At 60.1% G+C, this 23,317-nt stretch carries 18 protein-coding genes; 5 read left to right on the top strand and 13 right to left on the bottom strand.

Going from position 1 to position 23,317, the window contains the following annotated elements:
- Positions 1-16: 16 nt before the first annotated feature.
- The 7 genes from HWE17_RS17890 to HWE17_RS17860 all read right to left on the bottom strand — a co-directional run bounded on the left by HWE17_RS17890 (position 17) and on the right by HWE17_RS17860 (position 8,653).
- Positions 17-1,510: a dynamin family protein gene (locus tag HWE17_RS17890; RefSeq protein ID WP_176389657.1), complete on the bottom strand. Its 1,494-nt coding sequence runs from the start codon at positions 1,508-1,510 to the stop codon at positions 17-19.
- Positions 1,507-3,177 carry a dynamin family protein gene (locus HWE17_RS17885; RefSeq protein ID WP_176389656.1) on the bottom strand — a complete coding sequence of 557 codons (1,671 nt, stop codon included), beginning with the start codon at positions 3,175-3,177 and terminating at the stop codon, positions 1,507-1,509. Before HWE17_RS17885 ends, HWE17_RS17890 begins: the two co-directional genes overlap by 4 nt.
- 186 nt (positions 3,178-3,363) lie before the next feature.
- The gene (locus HWE17_RS17880) at positions 3,364-4,089 is read right to left on the bottom strand and encodes an amino acid ABC transporter ATP-binding protein (protein ID WP_176389655.1); all 726 of its coding nucleotides are present in this window, start codon (positions 4,087-4,089) and stop codon (positions 3,364-3,366) included.
- A 19-nt stretch (positions 4,090-4,108) separates the two neighbouring features.
- Positions 4,109-4,801 (bottom strand): amino acid ABC transporter permease, encoded by a 693-nt coding sequence (locus HWE17_RS17875; protein WP_035822860.1) that lies wholly within the window; start codon positions 4,799-4,801, stop codon positions 4,109-4,111.
- Between the two features lies 1 nt (position 4,802).
- Positions 4,803-5,552 carry an amino acid ABC transporter permease gene (locus tag HWE17_RS17870; RefSeq protein ID WP_035828381.1) on the bottom strand — a complete coding sequence of 250 codons (750 nt, stop codon included), beginning with the start codon at positions 5,550-5,552 and terminating at the stop codon, positions 4,803-4,805.
- Between the two features lie 98 nt (positions 5,553-5,650).
- Positions 5,651-6,607 (bottom strand): amino acid ABC transporter substrate-binding protein, encoded by a 957-nt coding sequence (locus tag HWE17_RS17865; RefSeq protein ID WP_176389654.1) that lies wholly within the window; start codon positions 6,605-6,607, stop codon positions 5,651-5,653.
- Between the two features lie 195 nt (positions 6,608-6,802).
- Positions 6,803-8,653 (bottom strand): ABC transporter ATP-binding protein/permease, encoded by a 1,851-nt coding sequence (locus HWE17_RS17860; RefSeq protein WP_176389653.1) that lies wholly within the window; start codon positions 8,651-8,653, stop codon positions 6,803-6,805.
- A 136-nt stretch (positions 8,654-8,789) separates the two neighbouring features.
- Here HWE17_RS17860 and HWE17_RS17855 point away from each other — a divergent pair, with 136 nt between their 5' ends.
- On the top strand, positions 8,790-9,155 hold the full coding sequence (locus HWE17_RS17855; protein WP_223278886.1) for an acyl-CoA thioesterase: 366 nt from the start codon (positions 8,790-8,792) through the stop codon (positions 9,153-9,155).
- 36 nt (positions 9,156-9,191) lie between these two features.
- Positions 9,192-10,784, top strand: a complete 1,593-nt coding sequence (locus tag HWE17_RS17850) for an alkaline phosphatase (RefSeq protein WP_176389652.1) — start codon at positions 9,192-9,194, stop codon at positions 10,782-10,784.
- On the opposite strand, the gene HWE17_RS17845 is transcribed toward HWE17_RS17850, so the two are convergent.
- On the bottom strand, positions 10,781-11,647 hold the full coding sequence (locus HWE17_RS17845) for a LytTR family DNA-binding domain-containing protein (RefSeq protein ID WP_176389651.1): 867 nt from the start codon (positions 11,645-11,647) through the stop codon (positions 10,781-10,783). The genes HWE17_RS17850 and HWE17_RS17845 overlap by 4 nt on opposite strands.
- Positions 11,648-11,805: 158 nt before the next feature.
- Between HWE17_RS17845 and HWE17_RS17840 the strand changes: the two genes are divergently transcribed.
- Entirely contained in the window at positions 11,806-12,987 is a 1,182-nt protein-coding gene (locus tag HWE17_RS17840) for an acyltransferase family protein (protein WP_176389650.1), read from the top strand.
- A 112-nt stretch (positions 12,988-13,099) separates the two neighbouring features.
- Here the strand turns inward: HWE17_RS17840 and HWE17_RS17835 are convergent, their stop codons facing one another.
- The 4 genes from HWE17_RS17835 to HWE17_RS17820 all read right to left on the bottom strand — a co-directional run bounded on the left by HWE17_RS17835 (position 13,100) and on the right by HWE17_RS17820 (position 19,924).
- Complete coding sequence (locus tag HWE17_RS17835) at positions 13,100-14,782, bottom strand: long-chain-fatty-acid--CoA ligase (protein ID WP_176389649.1); 1,683 nt, start codon at positions 14,780-14,782, stop codon at positions 13,100-13,102.
- A gap of 55 nt (positions 14,783-14,837) precedes the next feature.
- Complete coding sequence (locus tag HWE17_RS17830) at positions 14,838-16,520, bottom strand: long-chain fatty acid--CoA ligase (RefSeq protein ID WP_035822872.1); 1,683 nt, start codon at positions 16,518-16,520, stop codon at positions 14,838-14,840.
- Positions 16,521-16,796: 276 nt separating this feature from the next.
- Positions 16,797-17,846 carry an aminopeptidase gene (locus HWE17_RS17825; RefSeq protein WP_176389648.1) on the bottom strand — a complete coding sequence of 350 codons (1,050 nt, stop codon included), beginning with the start codon at positions 17,844-17,846 and terminating at the stop codon, positions 16,797-16,799.
- 2 nt (positions 17,847-17,848) lie between these two features.
- Positions 17,849-19,924, bottom strand: a complete 2,076-nt coding sequence (locus HWE17_RS17820) for a molybdopterin-dependent oxidoreductase (RefSeq protein WP_176389647.1) — start codon at positions 19,922-19,924, stop codon at positions 17,849-17,851.
- Positions 19,925-20,130: 206 nt separating this feature from the next.
- On the opposite strand from HWE17_RS17820, the gene HWE17_RS17815 reads away from it, so the two are divergent.
- Complete coding sequence (locus HWE17_RS17815; protein ID WP_176389646.1) at positions 20,131-21,324, top strand: M20 aminoacylase family protein; 1,194 nt, start codon at positions 20,131-20,133, stop codon at positions 21,322-21,324.
- A 1-nt stretch (position 21,325) separates the two neighbouring features.
- On the opposite strand, the gene HWE17_RS17810 is transcribed toward HWE17_RS17815, so the two are convergent.
- Entirely contained in the window at positions 21,326-22,210 is an 885-nt protein-coding gene (locus tag HWE17_RS17810; protein ID WP_369681746.1) for an NAD(P)-dependent oxidoreductase, read from the bottom strand.
- 280 nt (positions 22,211-22,490) lie between these two features.
- On the opposite strand from HWE17_RS17810, the gene HWE17_RS17805 reads away from it, so the two are divergent.
- On the top strand, positions 22,491-23,051 hold the full coding sequence (locus tag HWE17_RS17805; protein ID WP_176389644.1) for an acyloxyacyl hydrolase: 561 nt from the start codon (positions 22,491-22,493) through the stop codon (positions 23,049-23,051).
- Positions 23,052-23,317: the final 266 nt, after the last annotated feature.

Raw genomic sequence — 23,317 nt, 5'->3', positions numbered from 1 at the left:
CTGAGGGTGTAGCGTATTAAAAAGACAGGATGCGCACGGTGGCCGGGCGGCTTCCCAGGTGCAGCAAGCGCGCGGCATTGCTGGCTTCAGCAGCCGCCGAGTAAGGCTGCAGCAGTGGCAGGTAGCGCTGCGACGTACGCCGCAACAGCGACGGCCGCCGTGTCGCGTCAGCCGGGCGGCTGAGCAAGGCAAGATGGCGGCGATGCACTTGCGATGCATGGGCGGGTGCATGCAATGCACGCAACAGCGATAGCAAGTCGAGCGGGGGAAGGCAGCCCTGTCCCGCACCGGCACCGGCCGGCACCGCCATGCCGCTGACCTGCACCAGCGTATGCAAGTGAGCAAAGAAGCGCTGCTGGAACGCCTGCAGGTCCGCCGCCTGCCTGAGCGCCCATTCCAGCGCGAGCTGCATCTCGGCAAGCAGCTCGCCGGCATCGTGCTGCGCTTCCACCTCGGTGGACAAAGCCAGTATCCGCTTCATCAGGCCCAGCTGGCGGCGGCGCTGCTGTGCTTCATGCGCAAGGTAACGCTCATAACGAAAAAACTGGCTTTTGAAGCGCTCGGCAGGACCTATTGCAGGCAGCTCATCATTCCAGCGCTGCAATTGTTCGCGCACGGCTGACAAGGGATAAGCCTGACTGTCCCGCGTGGACACAGGCACCACGGCGAGCACCGCAATGCCGCGTGCCGATACGGCCTCGCCAATACCCTTCACGACCGCCGCCACGGACTGCGGGTCGCGCTTGTCGGCACGGCTGACGACAATCAGGCATGCCATCTCACGGGGCAGCGACGCCAGGAACACCAGGTCTTGTTCCGAGATGCCGCCAGCTTCGACCGATACGACCCAGATCACGGCCTGCGCCGCACTCAGTTGTGCGTGGGCGATCCTGGCATCGGTACGCGCTTTGAGAACGTTGCCATCTGGTTTGGAATAGCCAGGCACGTCAATCAGGGCCAGCTCAGGCCATGGAAATTCCGGTACCGCATACAGGGCGCTTTGCAACATCACCCCTGCATTGCTGCCGTACGCTTCCTGCTCACCATGCGTCAGGCTGAGAAACTCCGACTTGCTCAATTCGACCTTCTGCAACAGGCAATTGAGCGCAAGAATCGCGCTTTGTTGATGTTGCAACAAATAGGTCGGCAGCGCGGTGGTGGGATCGATCTCGACGGCCAGCAATTGCTGACCAAGCAGGGCGTTGATCAGGCTGGATTTACCGGCGCTGAACGAGCCACCGACGCCGACGGTCTTTCTCCCGGCCAGCAGAGGAAAGCCACACAGCTGCTGCAACTGTCCCAATCCCTCTTCCAGTGCCGCGACGATCTGGCTGAAATCAGACGGTGCGCCATGCCGCGCCAGTTCCATCAAATCGTGTCGGACAAGCTGCTGCAGCGCATCGAACTCGTCATTGATGACGGCCGCGCCTGCGGCGGCTGGCTCACCAGCGGTGACGCGACATAACAGACGATATCGCGCTTCGATCTCGTCTGGCGACAGCACGCTCATGCCTGCTCACAAGCGTCGATAATGGACTGGACCGTGTGGCGATCAGTCTCATACTGCCGACGCTTCTGCTGGAACGCCATATCGCCTTGCGCCAGGTCGGCATCAAGCATGGCCAGCGCTGCCTGACGCTGGGCCAGTTGCTGTTCTGCTGCAGCAACAATACCAGCTTTGGCCTGCTGTACATGCGCCTGCAACGTCGTTTGCAAGGCGGTACGCGCGGCCTGCTGTATTTGCGGGAAAACCTGGTTGAGCAGATGCATGCGAATTTCCTCATGACGCTGCGCTTGAGCAACTTCAGCCTTGCCGCGATTGGCAAAGATCCGCTGCAGCATGTCTATCAAACCCAGCAACAATGGCTTGAGCACTTTTGCAACAGGAAACCGGTTTGCAAGCAAATCGATGGCTTGATCCGCCACCATTTGTATCATCGCGCGATCAAGACCCGCATCCGTGTCTTTCGCCACCGAAGCACCTTCAGGAATACGCAGGTCGATATCCAGCACAGCCGGCGTAAAATCTCCGACACGCTCGAAATAGCGGCGCATGACCACATCAAATTCGGCCTGGATGCCACTGGTCATGCCCAGGCGGATGGCCTGGTCAATCTGCACGCTCACGTCACGACCAGCCAATGCGGCAACCGTCCATGCCTCAAGCTGCTCGTGCAAACGATTACGCACATGCAGGAGGATGGCTTCCAGGACGGCAGGCAAGCTGGCGTCGAGCTGTGCGGTTTCTTGCCCCAGCCGCGTTTCAAACAGTTTTATTTCCTCTGCAACACGCATCTTTTCGAGAACGATTTTTTCCCGGTCCAGATCTTCTCGATTGAGCAATACATCCAGATACTGGACCAATGGGCGCAGGCGGGCAACGAAGGGCCTGGTGACCGAATGCAAGAACAATGGCTCAGCCAACGCTTCGAGTTCCTGCAGCGCATCATCGAGCTCGTGCACCATATGCGTGCGCGCTGAAACTGTCACTACCCGTAAAGGTGCCCGTCCAGAAATGCCTTCAATCTCCCGGGCCACCTGGCGCGCCACCTCCTGCACATCGTCAGGCGACTTTTTATCAGCCTTGCTGATGACCGCGATCACCGGCATGTCATGCAACTGCAACTCCGCCAGGGCAGCACGGATACTTGCATGCAGACCACCTTCCTCCGCGCTGACCACGATGCAATAAGCCAGGCTGCGCTCGACGTAATCGTCGATGGCGCGTCCGTGCTGCCCATTGCCCGAGTCCCAGCCTGGCATGTCGACCAGTTTCAAATGGGGCAGCCGAGCCAAGGTATCGCATTCCACATGCAAGTCCAGCCAAGTGCCTGCCGGTGCCTGGCCAGCTTGCAGCTCCAATACCTGGCTGCGCGCCAATGGCCTGACTGTGTTATCAGGAAAACATAAGGTAAAGCGTTCCGGCTTGCCGTATGCGAGTTCCGCAGGAATTGAGGTCTGCGGATCGACATTCGTCGACAGCAAGCTTTCCCCCATCAAGGCATTCAACAAGCTCGATTTTCCGCTACTGAACGCCCCCACGAAAGGTACACGCACCAGGAAATGGCGCGTTTGCTGTTCCACGCCGGCCAACCACTCTTGCGGCTGCTGATAAGTCTGGAGCAATTGCCTGATGGTAGGCAGTACCTCAAGAAGATGGATTTGCGGTGAAAACATGTAATGATCCCATTCAGATGAAATGAAAAAAGTAGCGCGGCATGACGCGCACATTGAAATTTCTTCAATGCAACTAATTTAACATGGGGATACGACAAGATGTGTCGCTGGAGACATAACTCCAGCGACGGACAGAAGAAACGCAGGTACGATCAGGGCCGCCGGTAGCGGACCTGGCTCAATCTGTTAGTGAATGATCTTGGCCAGGAAATCGCGCGCGCGGTCCGAGCGCGTCGTGTTGAAGAAGTCGTCCTTGCTGCAATCTTCGATGATCTTGCCCTGGTCCATGAAGACGATGCGGTTGGCCACGCGCTTGGCAAAGCCCATTTCGTGCGTGACGACCATCATGGTCATGCCTTCCTGCGCCAGGCCCACCATCACGTCGAGCACTTCGTTGATCATTTCAGGGTCGAGCGCCGATGTCGGCTCGTCGAACAGCATGGCAATCGGATCCATCGACAGCGCGCGGGCGATCGCCACGCGCTGCTGCTGGCCGCCCGACAGCTGGCCCGGGAATTTGTCCTGCTGCGACAGCAGGCCCACGCGGTCCAGGTATTTCAAGCCCTTGGCATTGGCTTCGTCGGCGCTGCGGCCCAGCACCTTGATCTGGCCGATGGTGAGGTTTTCGCGGATCGACAGGTGCGGAAACAGCTCGAAATTCTGGAACACCATGCCGATGCGCGCGCGCAGTTTCGACAAATTCGTTTTCGGATCGTTGACGCTGATGCCGTCGACGAAGATCTGCCCCTGCTGGATCGGCTCGAGGCCGTTGACGGTCTTGATCAGGGTCGACTTGCCGGAGCCGGACGGGCCGCAAATGACCATCACGTCGCCCTTGGCGACCTCCGTGGTGCAGTCGGTCAGTACCTGGAACTGGCCATACCATTTGCTGACGTTATTGAGTTCAATCATCTTGTTCTTTCTTTTACGGTTAGCGAATGATGGCGACGCGTTTCTGCAGGCGTTTTACCAGGAACGACAAGGCATAGCACAGCACGAAATACACGACGGCGACAAACACGTACATCTCCACCAGGCGGCCGTCGCGCTGGGCGATCTTCGAGGCGGCGCCGACGAAATCGGGGATCGACAGCACGTACACGAGCGACACGTCCTGGAACAGCACGATGGTTTGCGTCAGCAGCACGGGGATCATGTTGCGGAACGCTTGCGGCAGCACGATGAAGGCCATGGTCTGCGAGTAGTTCATGCCCAGCGCCTGGCCGGCCCAGACCTGGCCGCGCGGGATCGACTGTATGCCGCTGCGCATGATCTCGCAATAGTATGCCGCCTCGAACATGATGAAGGTGATCAGCGCGGAGGAGAACGCGCCCACTTTCACGGGTTCTTCCGCGCCGATGATCCAGGCGGCGATGTACGGCACCAGGAAGTAGAACCAGAAGATCACCAGCACCAGCGGGATCGAGCGTATCAGGTTGACGTAGCTCGACGCCACGCCCGAGATGAGGCGGCTGCCGGACAAGCGCATCAGCGCCAGCAGGGTGCCCAGCACAATGCCGCCCACCATGGACAGCGCCGTCAGTTTCAGGGTGAAGATCATACCGGTCTGGAACAGGTAGACCCACGAGCGGGAGATGACATCGAAGTCGAAATTACCGAACATATCAATGTCCTCCCGTCTTGGCGCCGGCGACGATGAAGCCCGGAATGGCGACCTTTTTCTCGATCAGGTACATCAGCACCACCACCAGCAGATTGACGACGACGTAGATGATGGTGGCGGCCGAAAACGCTTCGAATACCTGGAACGAGAATTCCTGGATGGCGCGCGCGCTGGCCGTCAGTTCGATCAGGCCGATGGTCAGGGCCACGGAACTGTTCTTGATGATGTTCAAAAATTCGCTGGTCAGCGGCGGCATGATGACGCGTGCGGCCATCGGCAGCAAAATGAAGCGGTAGGTTTGCGGCAGGGTCAGGCCCAGCGCCGTGCCGGCCAGTTTCTGCCCGCGCGGCAGCGCCTCGATACCCGTCGTGACCTGCACCGCCACGCGCGAGGAGGTAAAGAATCCCAGGCACAGCACGGCCGTGACGAACGGCGCATTTGGCAGCGACTTGACCCAGGCGCCCAGGTCAGGCGGCAGCAGTTCCGGCATGACGAAATACCAGAGGAACATCTGCACCAGCAGCGGCACGTTGCGGAACAGTTCGACGTAGGCATTGGCCACGCCCACCAGCCATTTGTTCGGCAAGGTGCGGATGGTGCCGATCACCAGGCCCAATATCAGCGCCATGATCCAGGCCGTACCGGCCGTGGCCAGGGTCCAGATCAGGCCGGACCACAGGGTGTCCATATACGTGCCCACGCCATCGGGAGAAATCTCCCAGAAAATGCGCCAATTCCAGTTGTAATTCATGATCATCCTTCGCATGCAGCCCGAGGACAGCGGCCAGCCGGCCACCCGCCCCGCAAATAAAACGGGAGGCTTGCGCCCCCCGATTTGTTACGCAATCTTTACTTTTTCCGCTTGTCCGACGTCTTCTGCGCTTCCGGTACGGCCGCATAGGCCGCCGGGTCACCGGAGTCGGTCGGGTTGGCAAACACGGCCTTCAATTGCGGCGGCATGGGGAATTTCAGGTTGATGTTTTTCGGCGGGATCGGCGAGGTAAACCATTTCGCGTAAATGCGGTTGATGTCGTCGCTCTTGTACAGGCGGGTCAAGGCATCGTCGACCACTTTCTTGAAAGCGGGATCGCCCTTGCGCAGCATGATGCCGTACGGCTCGACGGACAGCGCTTCCTTGGTGATTTCGTAGTCGTTCGGGTTTTTCGAATTGGCCACTTGCGACGCCAGCAAAATGTCGTCGTTGGCTTCGGCCACCGCGCGGCCCGTTTCCAGCATCAGGAACGATTCAGGATGGTCCTTGCCGACGGCGATATTCATGCCCAGGTTTTTTTCCTTGTTCAGGATCGTCATCTGCTTGATGGTCGAGGTGCCGGCAGTGGCAACCAGGGTCTTGCCGCGCAAGTCTTCCAGGGTTTTGATGTTCGAGGATTTTTTCGCCAGCACGCGGTTGCCGATGACGAACATGGTGGGGGCGAATGCCACCTGCTGCTGGCGCTCCAGGTTGTTCGTCGTCGAGCCGCATTCGAGGTCGATGGTGCCGTTGGCCATCAGCGGGATGCGGTTGGCCGAGGTGACGGGGCTCATCACCACTTTCAGTTCGCTCAGGCCCAGATGCTTTTGCAGGGCCGTGACGACTTTCATGCACAGGTCGATCGAATAACCCTGATATTGCTGCTTGTCATCGAGATAGGAGAAGGGCACGGAGCCGTCGCGCACGCCGAGGGTGACGGAACCGGCTTTCTTGATCTTGGCCAAGGTGCCGGTCAATTCCTGAGCCTGGACTGGCGACATGCTGCTGATGACACCGACGCTAAGCAGCGTGGCGATTATTTTGGTCAATTTCATAAATTCTCCTGGGCGGACAAACCGGATGGACTCCGAACGAAACAACTGTGGTGCAGACGCCACCATTGGAATTAATTTTATTTCATTTTCAGCACCGGACCAGCCATTTTCTGCGATTGCCCGCAAATAGGCGCTATACCCGCGCCGGAATCAGCGCGGCTGTAGCATTTTTCCTACTGATTTCACATTCCCGATTTATTTTGCCGGCGCCAGACCCGCCAACTCGTCCTCTTGCGCCTCATCATCCATATTCGCCTGCTGGCGTTGCCACATCTGCGCGTACAGGCCATTCGCGGCCAGCAATTGTGGATGCGTGCCCCGCTCGACGATGCGGCCATGGTCGAGCACCAGGATTTGCTGGGCGTCGGCCACCGTCGACAAACGGTGCGCAATCACCAGGGTGGTGCGGTTTTTGGCGATCTCTTTCAGCTGCGACTGAATCGCCTGCTCGGCCTTTGAATCAAGCGCAGACGTGGCTTCATCGAAGATCAATATCGCCGGGTCTTTCAGCAAGGTGCGGGCAATCGCCACGCGCTGCTTTTCGCCACCCGACAGTTTCAAGCCCCGCTCGCCCACCATGGAGTTGTAGCCATCTGGCAAGCTTTCAATAAAATCATGGATCGATGCCGCCTTTGCCGCCGCCACGATGGCGTCCTTGCTGGCGCCCGGCTTGCCATAGGCGATGTTGTATTCGATGGTGTCGTTGAACAGCACCGTGTCTTGCGGCACGATGCCGATGGCCGCGCGCAGGGAATCCTGCGTGATGCCGCGCAAGTCCTGGCCATCGATGGTGATGCCGCCGCCATCGACTTCATAGAAGCGGAACAGCAAGCGCGACAAGGTCGACTTGCCCGAGCCGCTGTGGCCCACCACGGCCGTCGTCGTGCCTGCAGGAATCTGGAAATCCACGTCGAACAGGATTTGCCGCTTGGCTTCGTAGCTGAAATCCACGTGGTCAAAACGCACGGCCGCGCCCCGCGTGACGAGCGGCTTGGCTTCCGGCGTATCGGCGATTTCACGGTTTTCGTTCAGCAAGGAAAACAGGCGCTCCATGTCGGCCAGGCTTTGCTTGATTTCGCGGTAAATGACGCCCAGGAAATTGAGGGGAATATACAGCTGGATCATGAAGGCGTTCACCAGCACCAGGTCGCCCAGGGTCATCGTACCGGCGATCACGCCCACCGTGGCGCGCCACAAAATCAAGGTGACGGCCGTGGCGATGATCAGGGACTGGCCCGTGTTCAGCAGGGAGAGGGAAGTCTGCGATTTCACGGCCGCCGATTCATAGCGCTGCAAGCCTTCATCGTAGCGCTTCGCCTCGTAATCTTCGTTGCCGAAATATTTCACGGTTTCATAGTTGATCAGCGAATCGATGGCCTTGGTATTGGCTTTCGAGTCGAGGTCGTTCATGGTGCGGCGGAAATGCGTGCGCCAGTTCGTCACCAGCACGGTAAACGCGATGTAGGACACCAGCGCCACGGCCGTGATCACGGTGAACCAGATGTCGTAATGCAAGACCAGGTAACCGAGCACGAGGGTGATTTCCACCAGGGTCGGCAAGATGTTGAACAGGGTGTAGGAAATGAGCGAGCCGACGCTGCGCGTGCCCCGTTCGATGTCGCGCGTCATGCCGCCCGTCTGTCGGTTCAGGTGAAAGCGCAGGGACAGCGCATGCAGGTGGCGGAACACTTGCAGGGCGATGGTGCGCACGGCCCGCTGGGTGACCCGGGCGAACAGGAATTCGCGCAATTCCGTAAACAAGGTGGTCGACAGGCGCAGCAAGCCGTAGGCCACCAGCAAGCCGACGGGCAGCACCAGCAGCGCTTGCGGATGGGCCGCTGTGATCGTCATGGCGTCGACGAGTTTTTTCAGGATCAGGGGCACGCCCACGTTGGCCAGCTTGGCGCCCACCAGGCATAGCAGCGCCAGCAATACTCTCCATTTGTAGACCCAGAGATACGGCAACAAGGTCTTGATGGTGGCGAAATCGCTGTGGCTGGCGGAGGCTGGCGAGCGGGGCGGAGGGGGAGTCTGGGAACGGCGCATGGCGAATGTCGGCTTTTTATGGTTCAATCGGGGCAATTGTAGCCTTTCATGAGAATAAAAGATGAGCACCTCCCCCGACCGCCCCGACAACTGCCTCGCCTCCGGCCTGCCCGCCGGAAAAATGCCGGAATTGCGCATGATGCCCGCGCCATCCGACGCCAATGTGTACGGCGACGTCTTCGGCGGCTGGATCATGGCGCAGGTCGATATCGCCGGTTCCCTGCCGGCCACGCGGCGCGCCAACGGCCGCGTCGCCACCATTGCCGTCAATTCCTTCGTCTTCAAAAACCCCGTCTTCGTCGGCGATCTGCTCTCCTTCTACGCCGACATCGTCAAGGTCGGCAATACCTCGATCACCGTCAATGTCGAGGTATATGCCGAGCGCAACCGCCTGCAGGCGTGCATCGTGAAAGTCACGGAAGCAACCCTGATCTACGTGGCGACGGACTCCGACCGCAAGCCGCGCAAGGTGCCGCCGATCGAGACCTTGCTGTCGTCTTGATTGTCGCAATAATCCCACGTTTTATTTTCAGACGGCATGGATAGCCTGCGCCGCATTTTCCTGCAGAGCGCTGCGCGCATCACGGCGCTGGCCGCCGCCGGCAGCGTGCTGTCCGGTTCCAGTGCGAGCGCCGCCACGCGCATGAATGGCACAGGTTATCCGTTTGCGCTCGGTGTCGCTTCCGGCTCACCGTTACCTGATGCGGTGGTGCTGTGGACGCGCATCTGCTACGACCCACTGCACGCAGCCGCCACGCCCGCCATCGCCCTGAACGTACGCTGGGAAGTGGCCGAAGACGAGGCGTTTCGCCGTATCGCCGCCAAGGGCCAGGCCACGGCCATGCCCGCTCTCGCGCACAGCGTGCACGTCGACGCGGGAGGTCTCGCGCCCGGACGCTGGTACTGGTACCGGTTTATCTTTGGCGACGCCGTCAGTCCCGTGGGCCGCACGCGCACGGCGCCCGAGCCCGGCGCCATGCCTGCCTCGCTGAAACTGGCCGTCGCTTCGTGCCAGCACTGGGAATTCGGCGCGTATGCGGCGCACCGGCACATCGCCGCAGCCGCGCCCGACCTGGTGGCCTTCCTCGGCGATTACATCTATGAATGGGGGCCGTACCAGCTCCAGCATCCAAGCCGGGCCGTGCGTACGCATGAAAGTTTCAGCCTGGACGACTACCGCGCCCGTTACGCGCAATACAAGAGCGACCGCGACTTGCAGGGCGCGCACCTGGCCGCGCCGTGGATCGTCACCTGGGATGACCATGAAGTGGCCAATGATTACGGCAATGACCGCGACGAGTTGCTCACGCCCACCTTTTTGCAGCGCCGCGCGGCCGCCTACCAGGCGTTTTATGAACACATGCCGCTGCGGCTGCTACCGCTGGGACGGCGGGGATTTGTCGACATGCGCATCTACCAGCGCTACGACTGGGGTCGGCTGGCGCGCTTTCACATGCTGGACGACCGGCAATACCGCGCCCACCACGCGTGCGCCAAACCGGGCCGCGGTGGTTCGAATTCCGTCACCACGCGCAACTGTCCCGACTTGCTGAAACCGCAGCGCACCATGCTGGGCGAGGAACAGCAGCGCTGGCTGCAAGCCGGCCTCGATGATTCCCCCGCGCGCTGGAATATCCTCGCCCAGCAAACCCTGATGGCGCAATCGAGCCAGGTGCCCATCGTGCGCCCCGGCGACGAGCGCATCTGGACCGATGGCTGGGATGGCTACCCGATGGCGCGCCAGCACCTGCTCGACGCCTTGCGCAGCAGCAAGGCCAGCAACCCGCTGGTGCTGTCGGGCGACGTGCATACTTTCTATGCCACCGAACTGAGCCGCAATGCCATGCGGCCCACCAGCAAGAGCAATCCTGTGCTGGCCACCGAATTTTGCGGCACCTCCATCACGTCGAGTTCCCGCCCGCAGGCGCGCACGGAGCAGTACGTGGCGATGAACCCGCACATCCGTTACGGGCGCAGCGACAAGCGCGGCTATATGTTGATGGAGATCACGCCGGAGAAAACCACGACCCTGTTCCAGGGCCTGGACAACGTGCGCGACGGCGCATCGAGCATCGCGACACTGGCGCGCTTTACCGTCCAGAATGGCAAGGCTGGCGTGCAACGCTTCTAGCACATGCTTTTCAAGGCATCGCGGTAGCGCCGGCTGACGGGCACTTCACCGCCCGTGGACAGCACGGCGCGCGCATCGCCCGATTCCAGCGGCACGATGCTCTGTACAAATGCAAGGTTGACGATATAGCTGCGGTGCACGCGCACAAAGCGTTTACCATCCAGGCGGCGCTCGATGGCGGCCATGGTCGAGCGCAGCGGATAATCGTGGCCGCGCACGTGCAAATTCACATAATTGCCCCAGGCCTGTATCCATTCGATGTCGCTGGCGGGCAAGAGAAAATCCTTGCCCAGCTTGCGTACCAGGAATCGTTCCGGCTGCTGCACCGGCTCCACGGCCGGGCCGTCATCGGGTTCGCCCAGCAGAGTCGCCTCGCCTTGCCAGCGCATCAGCAGCAGCTGGTAAAAGCCCGTGAACAATAAAATGGAGAAGTAAGTACGCACATCCTTGACGTATTCGTATGGCAATTCACGCCACCAGTTACCGAAATCGTAATCGCTGCCGGCGCTCCAGTAGGCCAACTTGCGCAAGGCCACCATGGCCAGCACATGCACGAGGCTGTAGACCAGCGAGGCGGCCAGGTGCCAGCGCAGGTTCTGGCGCTGGAACACCAGGTGCAGCGGCCGCAGCTGGTTGGCCAGGATCACCAGCGGCACCAGCGCCAGCAACACCAGGTTGCTGCTCCACTCCCACACGGCCACTTCCCAGAAAGGCGTAGCGAGCCCCGCGCGCTGGCGGTCGGTCCAGCTGATCCAGCAGTTGAGCGACGTTTGCAGCAGATACAGGACGATCCAGAAAGCTGGTTCGGCGATCTGGCGCCAGCGTTGATATCGTTGCAACAAATCGGTGGAAGACAGGCGCATGGTGTCGGACGGTGGATGAGTTGCATGATTGTAAGGTCCCAAAGCCGTCCCAGCATCACCGCTCGTCACAAACAGCCCGCAATTGGTCACTTTTCGCTGGTTCGGCCTGCGCGGCCTGCCTATGCTGGGGCCTTCCCTGACCAATGGATCCCGCGACCATGACCACCAATTCTCGCCGTTACGATATCGATGCCTTGCGCTTTCTTGTCTTCAGCCTGCTGATCGTCTACCACACGGCCATGCTGTACCTGGACGGCGCCGCCTTCCACATGAAGAGCAGCTACCTGACGGAAACGTTGAACTATCCCATGGTCTTTATCAACCGTTGGCGCATGGAAATCGTGTTCCTCATTTCCGGCGTGTCCTGCGCCATGATGACGCAATCGTCCAGGCGGGCCTTCCTGTGGCGCAGGGTCAAGCGCCTGTTGCTGCCCCTGCTGTTTGGCGTGCTCGTGGTGATACCCGTGCAGCCGTATTGCGAAGGCGTCACGAACGGCCTGGTCGAGCCTGGCTATGGACAATTTCTGCTGGATTACTTTGGCGGCCATGCCTGGCCGGCCGGCGCATTTACGGGCTGGAAGACCAGTTTTACCTGGAATCATCTGTGGTATCTCGTGTATTTGTTGCTGTACACCATCGTGCTGGTGGCGCTGCAGCCCCTGCTGGCCAGGGCAAGGCCGCTGTTTACGGGGTTGCGCGGCTGGCGCCTGTTGATCCTGCCAGCCCTGCCGGCGCTGGCGGCAACGGCCTTCCTGAAACTGCGCTATCCGGAAAACCACGCGCTGGTGAAGGACTGGTACGCGCACGCCATCTATTTCACCATGTATCTGTATGGCTGGTGGCTGGGCAATGACAAGGGAGCGTGGCAAGAGCTGGCGCGCTTGCGCTGGCATGCGCTGCTGCTGGCGCCCTGCGCGTTTGCCGTGTATCTGGGCTTTGACCTGGTGTATTCGGAGAACCTGCTGACCTGGGCCTCGTTCGGCTCCTGGCCCATGCGCAACCTGTACATGTGGCTGGCCATCTGCGCCATCCTGGGCTGGTCGCACACCTTGCTCAATACACCGTTTGCCTGGCTGCCATGGGCGCGCCAGGCCGTCTTTCCCTGGTACATATTGCACCAGAGCGCGATCATCGTGCTGGCCTACTGGCTCGTGCCCCTGAAGCTTGGGCCAGTGGCGGAACCGCTGCTGATACTGGCCGGCACGGTGGCGACTTGCTGGCTGGGGACGTCGCTGCTGATCAGCAAGGTGAACTGGTTGCGCCCCTGCTTCGGCTTGCCCGCCCGCCCAGGCCAAAACCTGGCGGCAGACACGGCCCTGGCAGCGAATCAGAACGCCTAACAAAACCGTAGCGAGCGGATGCGCGTCGTGGTTGAGAAGCGGAACTGTGCGAATGCACAGTGAGCATCAGAAACCGCGACCCGCGACGCGCAGTAGGTTTTGATAGGTGTTCTTAGGCAACCTTCTTTTCGTCGCGTAATTGACGGCGCAAGATCTTGCCAACGTTGGTCTTCGGCAATTCATCGCGGAACTCGATGTATTTCGGTTTCTTGTAAGCCGTCAATTCATGCTTGCAATGCTCGCGGATCTGTTCCACCGTCAGGTTTGGATCCTTGCGCACGACAAACACTTTCACGGCTTCGCCAGCGTTGGCGTCCGGCACGCCGATGCAGGCACATTCCAGCACACCAGGGCAGGAAGCGACCACGTCTTCCACTTCGTTCGGATACACATTGAAGCCGGAGACGATGATCATGTCTTTCTTGCGGTCCACGATTTTTACGTAGCCGCGCTCATCCATGACACCCACGTCGCCCGTCTTGAAGTAACCGTCGGCCGTCATCGATTTGGCCGTCTCGTCCGGACGCTGCCAGTAGCCGGCCATCACTTGCGGGCCGCGCACGGCGATCTCGCCCGGCTCGCCCAGCGCCACTTCCACGCCATCGTCGTTGAGAATCGCCACTTCCGTCGAGGGGAAAGGCAAGCCGATGGTGCCCGTAAATTCCGTGATATCGACGCGATTGCCCGTCACCACGGGTGACGTTTCTGACATGCCATAGCCTTCGATCAGCGGGCAGCCCGTCAGTTTCAGCCAGCGCTCGGCCACGTTGCGCTGCAAGGCCATGCCGCCGCCATTGCACACTTTGTAGCTGGAAAAATCGAGCTTGGCGAAGTCGGCATTGTTCAGCAGCGCGTTGTACAAGGTGTTGACGGCCGGGAAGACGACGATCTTGTGCTTGGACAATTCCTTGACGAAACCGGGAATGTCGCGCGGGTTGGGAATCAGCACGCTCATGCCGCCCAGGCGCATACCCATCAGGGCGCTGACGGTCAGCGAATAGATGTGATACAGGGGCAAGGCGCACATGAATCCCATCGAGGTGGCGCGCATTTCAGGCGTCATCACGGGCGACATCCACGCCTCGTTTTGCAGCACGTTGGCGATCACGTTACGGTGCAACAACATCGCGCCCTTCGACACGCCCGTCGTGCCGCCCGTGTATTGCAGGAAGACGATGTCGTCATGGCCCTGCTGCACCGGCGTCAGGCTCAGGCGTGCGCCTTCAGCCAGCATCTTGTTGAAACTGATGGCGCCCGGCAAAGAAAACGCGGGCACCATTTTATTGATCTTGCGCACGACGAAGTTGACGATGGTACCCTTCAGTCCACCGAGCATGTCGCCCATGGTGGCGACGATCACATGCTTGACCTGGGTATGCGGCAACACCTGCTCGACCGTGGTGGCGAAGTTTTCCAGCACGATGATCGCTTCGCTGCCCGAATCGGTCAGCTGATGCTGCAATTCTCGGGGCGTGTACAGCGGATTGACGTTCACCACCGTATAGCCGGCGCGCAAAATCGCCGCCATCGCCACCGGATACTGCAGCACGTTCGGCAGCATGATCGCCACGCGCGCGCCCGTCTTCAGGCCCTTGCTTTGCAGCCATGCGCCCATCTGCAGCGACAGCTTGTCCAGCTCGCGGTAGGTCAGGAATTTATCCATGCACACGAACGCGTTGCGGTCCGCATATTTCTGGAACGACTCTTCCAGCAAATGCGTGACGGAACGGTATTGCGTGCAATCAATCTCTGCGGGAACGCTGTCCGGGTACGAATTCAACCAAATCTTGTCCATCTCGCCTCATCTTTATCTGTAAAAGGGACGCGCCTCCTGGCGCATCCCACACTGTTTATGCTGCTGTCTTCGTTTCGTCACGCAGGGCGCGACGCAAAATCTTGCCGACGTTGGTCTTCGGCAGTTCATCGCGGAACTCGATGTATTTCGGCCGCTTGTAGCCTGTAAATTGTTCCTTGCAGTACGCGGCCAGCACGGCCTGGGTCAGGTTCGGATCCTTGCGCACGACAAACACTTTCACGGCCTCGCCCGAGTGCTCATCTGGCACGCCCACGCAAGCGCACTCGAGCACGCCCGGATGGGCCGCGATGACGGCCTCGACTTCGTTTGGATACACATTGAAGCCGGAGACGAGAATCATGTCTTTCTTGCGGTCGACGATCTTCACGTAGCCGCGCTCGTCCATGATGCCCACGTCGCCGGATTTGAAGTAGCCGTCTGGTGTCATGACCTTGGCCGTTTCATCGGGACGGTTCCAGTAGCCGCTCATCACTTGCGGACCGCGGATGGCGATCTCGCCCGTCTGGCCCAGCGGCACTTCCTTGCCGTCATCGTCGAGGATGGCGATATCGGTCGAGGGCACGGGCAAGCCGATGGTGCCGGAAAACGCCGTGCTGTCGGCGCGGTTGCAGGTGGCGACCGGTGACGTTTCCGACAAGCCATAGCCTTCGATGATGGACACACCCGTCACTTGCAGCCACTTGTCGTTGACGGCTTGCTGCACCGCCATGCCGCCGCCATTGGCGATCTTCAAGCCCGAGAAATCGAGCTTGGCAAAGTCGGGGTGATTCACCAGCGCGTTATACAGGGTATTGACCGCTGGCAGCAGATTGAATTTGTACTTACCCAGCTCCTTGATCAGGCCCGGTATATCGCGCGGATTCGGGATCAGGATATTCAGGGCGCCCACGCGCGTGCCCCACATGGCGCACGCCGTCAGGGCAAAGATATGGTACAGCGGCAAGGCGCAGACGACGATCATCTGTTCCGTGCTGTTCTGGTCGAGCGCCGCGCCCGACCACGCTTCGCTTTGCAGCACATTGGCGATCACATTGCGGTGGCTCAAGGTCGCGCCTTTCGACACGCCCGTCGTGCCGCCCGTGTATTGCAGAAAAGCGGCGTCATTGATGCTCAGCTCGACAGGCGTGAGTTTCATGCGGCTGCCCAGCGCCAGCGCCTGCTTGAAACGCATGGCGTTCGGCAAGGAATACGCGGGCACCATCTTCTTGACGTTGCGCACGACAAAATTGACGATCATGCCTTTCAAACCGCCCAGCATCTCGCCCATGCTGGCGACGACGATGTGCTTGACGGCCGTCTTGCCCAGCACTTGCTCCAAGGTATGGGCAAAGTTTTCCAGCACGATGATGGCTTCGCTGCCCGAATCGTTGAGTTGATGCTCGAGTTCGCGCGGCGTATAGAGAGGATTGACGTTGACCACCGTGTAACCGGCGCGCAGGACGGCGGCGATGGCCACCGGATATTGCAGCACGTTCGGCATCATCAGGGCGACACGCGCCCCCTTCTTCAGGCCACGGCTTTGCAGCCAGGCACCGAGCTGGCGCGAATAGGTGTCGAGTTCGGCATAGGTGAGAAATTTGTCCATGCAGACATAGGCATTGCGATCCGCATATTTTTGAAACGCTTCTTCCAGCACATGCACCAGCGAACGATATTGATCAGGATCGATGTCGGCGGGAACGCCGGGAGGATACGACTTCAGCCAAATTTTTTCCATCCTGTGCCTCTTGTCTCGAATAATCGTGGGGGAGCCGGCGCATCTTGCCGACGCGGATCATTGCTGCGGATTCTGTCGTCCTGCAGTCAGTTTGAGCATTCTGACGAGCAATTGCTCTATGCTACTAATGCGATGCTATCGGGCGCCGGGCTTCCATGCAAGCGCTTTCAACAGTATTCGAGCGGCAACTCTAGGGGTATTTTATGCTGCAATGCAACATGATAAATACACTGTTGCAGGATCGTCCGGCTCGGCATACTGGACAATCTTTACGGGTCACGGGCTGGACAATTGTTCCAGCGCACGCCTGCGCTCAGGCTTCTTGATCTGGGCCATTGTGTGCACTGCAGCATAAAAAGCACGAAAGTTCTTTTTTTCTTCCAGCAATTTTTTGAGGGCAGGCAAAAATTCATTGTAGGTCGACACGGAAGCGAGGTGCGCATTGCTCAATGGCTGCTCGAACCAGCGGTCGTAACCGGCAAAACCACCCCAGTTTTTCTTCAGTACCTGATACGCGTCTTGCAATGCCGCAAACACCTGCGTCTTGCGCGCGCGCTTTTCCGCATCGCTGGCATCGCTCGCATACACGGCTTCCAGTTCACCCCGATATGTCAGCAGCAAGGCGAGGAAATCCTGGCGCCGCGCCGCGTACTGGGCGTACGCGGCGCGCATCGCGTCATTGCCCTCGCGCGCCAGCCAGCGCTGCACGCCCGCCTCTTCCACGGCGCTGGCAAACGACTCGTTGAAGGCCGAATCGCCGGGCACGTACACCACCTGGTGCGCCAGTTCATGGAAGATCAGGCGCGCCAGTTCCGCATCGTTGTAATTGATAAAGGTCGACAGCAAGGGATCGTCGAACCAGCCCAGGGTGGAATACGCGGGCACGCCGCCCACCTGCACGTCGTAATGCTGGGCGCGCAATTCGTCGGCATACGCGAGCGCCTCTTCCTTGCTGTAGTAACCACGGTAATTCACGCAGCCAGCGATGGGGAAACACCATTGCAGCGGCTGCAACGACAGTTCCGGCGTGGCCACCACGTTCCACAGCACGAAGGGGCGCCGCAGGGAGGCGTAGTTCTTGTAGCTGCCATTGTCCGGTAAATCCAGCTCGCTGACGGCAAAGCGGCGAATCTGCTGCGCCTTGGCCAGGCGCACTTTCAGGCGCGGCTCGGTGGCCGGGTCGTCGAGCCAGTCACCGATGGGGCGCGCGCCCGACCACAAGGCATATTGCCCCTGCGCCGCCTGCGTGTAGTAGCGCAGCTGCGTGCAGCCGCTCAGCGGCAGGCACAGCATGCCGACAAGCAAGCGGGCCGGCCAGCGGGCCATGCTCAGCCAGCCTTTTCCACTTCGACCAGCGTATCGTAGAAGGTCGGTGCGCGGCCCATGTCCGTCAGGCGCTGGCTCGTCACTTCATTGGCGTTCTTGCCGTCGCTGGCGAGTTTCTTCCACCATACGGACAAGCCCACCACCAGGCCGCGTCTCGCCTTGTCGGTCACCCTGGCCTTGGCGGTAAAACTGCCGCGGTCATTAAAAATGCGCACCATGTCGCCGGCGGCGATGCCGCGCGTGGCGCAATCGTCGGGGTGGATGTCCAGATGCGGTTCGCCTTCGGCCGCGCGCAGGCTTTTCACGTTCACGAACGTGGAATTGAGGAAATTGCGTGCCGGCGGGGAAATCATGGCCAGCGGAAAACGGGCCGCCAGCGCGGGATTGCTGGCCAGCGATTCGTGCGGCGCGATATACGTCGGCAAGGGGTCGAGTCCCGCCTGCGCCATGGCGCTGGAATAAAACTCGCACTTGCCCGATGGCGTGGGGAAACCGCCTTCGGCAAATGGCGCTTCGGCCATGGCCAGCTTTTGCCAGCCCGTGCGTTTCAGCGATTCCCAGTCGAAATGCACGGCGCGCGCATCCGTCGTATCGAAGGCTTTGGCCGCCAGCGCATCGTCGCTTTCCTGGAAGCACGGGTCATCAAAGCCCATGTGCTGCGCCAGCAAACGAAAAATTTCCGTATTCGCCTTCGCTTCGCCCAGCGGCGCCACGGCCGCGTTGTTCGCCATCATGTACAGGTGGCCGTAGGTGGAATGCGCATCGACGTGTTCCAGCTGCGTGGTGGCGGGCAGCACGATGTCGGCGTAATCGACAGTATCGGTCTGGAAATGCTCGAGCACGACCGTAAACAAGTCTTCGCGGGCAAAACCCTGCGCCACTTTCGAGGAATCGGGCGCCACGGCAAGCGGGTTCGAGTTGTAGACGATCACGGCTTCGACTTGCGGGCCGAACTCGGGCGAGCTGGTTTTCAGCAGATCGTCGCCGATGGTGCTCATGTTGATGGTGCGCGGCGTGCCTTTCAGCAAGTCCGGACGCTGCAGGGCCTTGCGGTTGACGGGGAAGGAACCCGAGCTCGACAGCTGCATGCCGCCGGCAGGATGGCGCCAGGCGCCCGTCAGCGCGGGCAGGCAGGCAATATTGCGCACGGCCATGCCACCGCCATGCACGCGCTGCACGCCGTAGTTGGTGCGGATGGCGGCGCCGTCACCGGAGCGGCAAGCCTGGCCGTACAGGCGCGCCAGTTCCACCACTTCCGTGGCCGTGATGCCGCACACCTCGGCCACGCGTTCGGGTGGCCATTCCAGGGCCCGCTGTTTCAGTTCAGCATAGCCGACCGTGTACTGGGCGATATAGTCATGGTCGAGCAAATCTTCCGTGATCAGCACATGCATCAAGCCCAGCGCCAGGGCCGCATCGGTACCCGGCAGCAAGGCGATATGCTGGTGGCACTTTTCGGCCGTCAGCGAACGGTACGGGTCGATGGCGATCAAGGTAGCGCCATTGCGCTTGGCCTCTTGCGCGCGCATCCAGAAGTGCAGGTTCGAGGCGATCGGGTTGCCGCCCCAGATGATGATCAATTTCGCGTTCTGGAACTGCTCCATGTCCGTGCCGATGCTGGCGCCCACCGTGTAGCGGTAGCCGGTGGCGCCGGCCGAGGCGCAGATGGTGCGGTCCAGCAGGGACGCGCCGAGCTGGTTGAAGAAGCGCGAGGACATCGATTCGCCCTGCACCAGGCCCATGGTGCCGCAGTAGCTGTACGGCAAGATCGCCTGCGGATCGCGCGCGGCGATCGGTTTCAGACGGGCCGCGATGGTCTGCAATGCCTCTTCCCAGCTGATGCGCTCGAACTTGCCTTCGCCCTTCTTGCCCACGCGGCGCAGCGGATGCAGCAGCCGATCCGCATGGTAGGTGCGCTCCGTGAAGCGCGACACCTTCGTGCACAGCACGCCAGCCGTGGTCGGGTGGTCGGGATCGCCCTTGACGGCGGTGGCCACGCCATCGGTCACGGTGACCAGCAAGGCGCAGGTATCGGGGCAATCGAGCGGGCAGGCGGCGCGCACTTGGGTGGTGGTCATGGGGCAATCCAAAAACGTTGGGGGAAGGCGATACTGTAAACCATTCCGCGCGCTTGCTGTTGGCGCCGTGGCAAGCACGTCCGTGCGCTGGATTTACCCGGCAAACAAGGGCTACAATGCACTATTAGCCGCGTCTGTTTTCGATCAAACAAACGCGGTACGGCGCGCCATACATTGCTGCGTGCCAGCATCCACAGGAGAGTCCCATGAAACTAGTTGATCCGATCTTGGCGTTTCAATCCGAGCTGCAAGGTATTCGCCGCGACCTGCACGCGCATCCCGAGCTGTGCTACGAAGAACAGCGCACTTCGGACGTGGTCGCCGCCAAACTGACGGAATGGGGCATCCCCGTGGTACGCGGCCTGGGCCGCACTGGCGTGGTCGGCATCATCAAGAATGGCACGTCGACACGCGCCATCGGTTTGCGCGCCGACATGGATGCCTTGCCGATGCAGGAAATGAATACCTTCGAGCATGCTTCACGCCATCCGGGCAAGATGCACGCCTGCGGCCACGACGGCCACACGGCCATGCTGCTGGGCGCGGCCCATTACCTGGCGCAGCACCGCAACTTCGACGGCACCGTGTATCTCGTCTTCCAGCCAGCGGAAGAAGGCGGCGCCGGCGCGCGCGAAATGATAGCAGACGGCTTGTTTACGCGCTTCCCCATGGATGCCATCTACGGCATGCACAACTGGCCGGGCGCCGAAACGGGCACCTTGAGCGTGGTGGAAGGGCCCATGATGGCGTCCAGCAATGAATTCCACGTCACCGTCAAAGGCAAGGGCGCCCACGCGGCCCAGCCCCACAAGGGCATTGACCCCGTCATGGTCGCTGTGCAAATCGCGCAAAGCTGGCAAACCGTGATCACACGCAACAAGAGTCCGCTCGACACGGCCGTGCTGTCGATCACGCAAATCCACGCGGGCAGCGCCACCAATGTGATTCCCGATGACGCCAGCCTGGTCGGCACCGTGCGCACCTTCACCACGCCCGTGCTGGACTTGATCGAAGAGCGCATGCGCGACATCGCCGTGCACACGGCCGCCGCCTTTGGCGCGGAAGTGGATTTCCACTTCAAGCGCAACTATCCGCCACTGGTCAATCACGCGAAAGAAACGGCGTTTGCCGTCGAAGTCATGAAAAGCGTGGTCGGTGCGGACAAGGTCAACGCGAATGTCGAGCCGACCATGGGCGCGGAGGATTTCGCCTTCTTCCTGCAGGAAAAAGCCGGCTGCTACATCTTCATCGGCAATGGCGATGGCGAGCACCGCGATGGCGGCCACGGCCTGGGTCCGTGCGTCTTGCACAATGGCAGCTACGACTTTAACGACAATCTGCTGCCGATCGGCGCCAGTTTCTGGGTCAAGCTGGCCGAAGCGAGCCTGCCCATCGCTTGAATCAGCTCAGTTGATCCGGAACGGTGCCCAGACGCTGGCCCGGATTCAACGCTTCCAGTGCCAGCAAGGCGGCCGAGTGATCGGCCGTCGGATGGCTGATGGCCAGGGTTTCATAGCGCTGCGTCACCAGTTGCGTCACCGGCAAGGTCACGTGGGCCGCTTCGGCCGCCGCGAGGATGTTGTGCATATCCTTGATCTGACTTTTCACCTGACCGCCGGCTACAAAATTGCGCTCCAGCATACGCTGGCCATGCACCTCCAGAATCTTGCTCTCGGCAAAACCACCACGGATGGCCGCCCGCACGGCGCTCGCATCGGCGCCGGCCGCCTGGGCCAGCAGCAAGGCTTCCGCCACGATATTCAATGTCGCACCGACGATCAGCTGATTGCACAGCTTGGCGACCTGGCCGCTGCCGGCCGGCCCCACCAGCGTCGGGCGGCCCATTGCCGACAGAATCGTTTCAACCCGTGCGTAATCGCCAGCGCTGGCGCCAGCCATGATGGCCAGGGTACCCGCCTGCGCCCCGCCGACGCCCCCCGATACGGGTGCGTCGATGAAACCATGGCCTGCCGCATGCAAACTGGCGTGAAATTGCTGCGCTTCCGATTGTTTGGTGGAGCTCATATCGATCCAGATCGCACCAGTTGGCAAGGCCGGTAGCGCCTCTTGCAGCACCGTTGCCACGATGGGACCGGCTTCCAGCATCGAGATGATCACGTCCGCGCCCTTGACAGCCTCAGCCACGGAAACAAGCGGCTGCGCCCCTGCCGCACGCAGGACTTGGGCCTTGCTGTGCGTGCGATTCCAAATTGTGACAGAATATCCAGCGCGCAGCAGGCACCGGACCATCGGCCCTCCCATTAGGCCAATACCGAGAAATGCGATTTTTGTAGACAATGTCAATTCAACCTCTGAGATCAAACAGGTGGCGGGAGTAGTATGCAAGACTAAGTAATCCTCGGGAAATTAGTGTGAATTTATGACGAACAGAACCGGATGCTATGCAAGGCGCTCGCTGCGACGCAGTGCAAGCACTGCTAGCAGTGAGCCACGCCGCAGAGCGCCGGTTATGGAAGTCAGAAATCACAATAATTTATTGTGGGGTTACTTGGGTGCCTGCGCAAACAAGACAAGCCTGACGGCCAATTTTACGATGAAAGTCTCTATGTCCTTCAAGAAGAATCTCCTCAAATCCATCGCCGCCGTTGCCGCGCTGATGGCGGCCAATGCCGGCTTTGCCGCCGACGACAAACTGATCGACTCCGTCTATGGCGAATATGCCAAGGGCGTGAAGGTACAAATGGTACGCGCCGGCGTAACCTCGAACTGGGATAAGGCCTGGTTTGTATCGAATGGCACGCAGCTGAGCGGTTACTGGGATGCCAGCATAGGCGGCTGGGATGCCAAGAGCTATCAGAATGTCTCTGGCCAGCATCAAAAGCTGTGGGATCTGGGCTTTACCCCCGTGTTCCGTTTTGAAAATACCAACAAGCTGGGTTTTTATGCGGAAGCCGGCATCGGCGTGCACATGCTGTCGAAACTGTACAACAACGACGATGACCGCCTGTCGACCCACTTCCAGTTCGGCGACCATATCGGCGTCGGCTATATCTTCAATAACAAATGGGAAGTCGCTGCGAAGATCCAGCATTTCTCGAATGGCGGCTACAAGAAACCGAATAGCGGCGTCAATTACCTGAACGTCAAAGTCGCTTATCACTTTTAATGAAGGTGATACATGACAAAGGCAGCGCGTAGCGCTGCCTTTTTTTCGTCTGTTGCATTGGCGATTATTTTTACGTTGGCGGTATGGAGGGTCTGACCGTAGGTCGGCTTAGCGCGCAGCGCGTAAGCCGACACCACCCACGGCATATCAAACCGCCAGACGAAAAAAAACCCCACCATTGCTGGCGGGGTTTTTCTCTACTGCAAATAACAAGCCTGACGATAACCTACTTTCACACTGGTTGCAGCACTATCATCGGCGCAAAG

It is taken from the genome of Janthinobacterium sp. BJB401 (genome assembly GCF_013372745.1).
Classification (GTDB): Bacteria; Pseudomonadota; Gammaproteobacteria; order Burkholderiales; family Burkholderiaceae_D; genus Janthinobacterium; species Janthinobacterium rivuli.
Note: the sequence above shows the minus strand (reverse complement) of the source record. Positions and strands in the feature narration are given on the sequence as shown.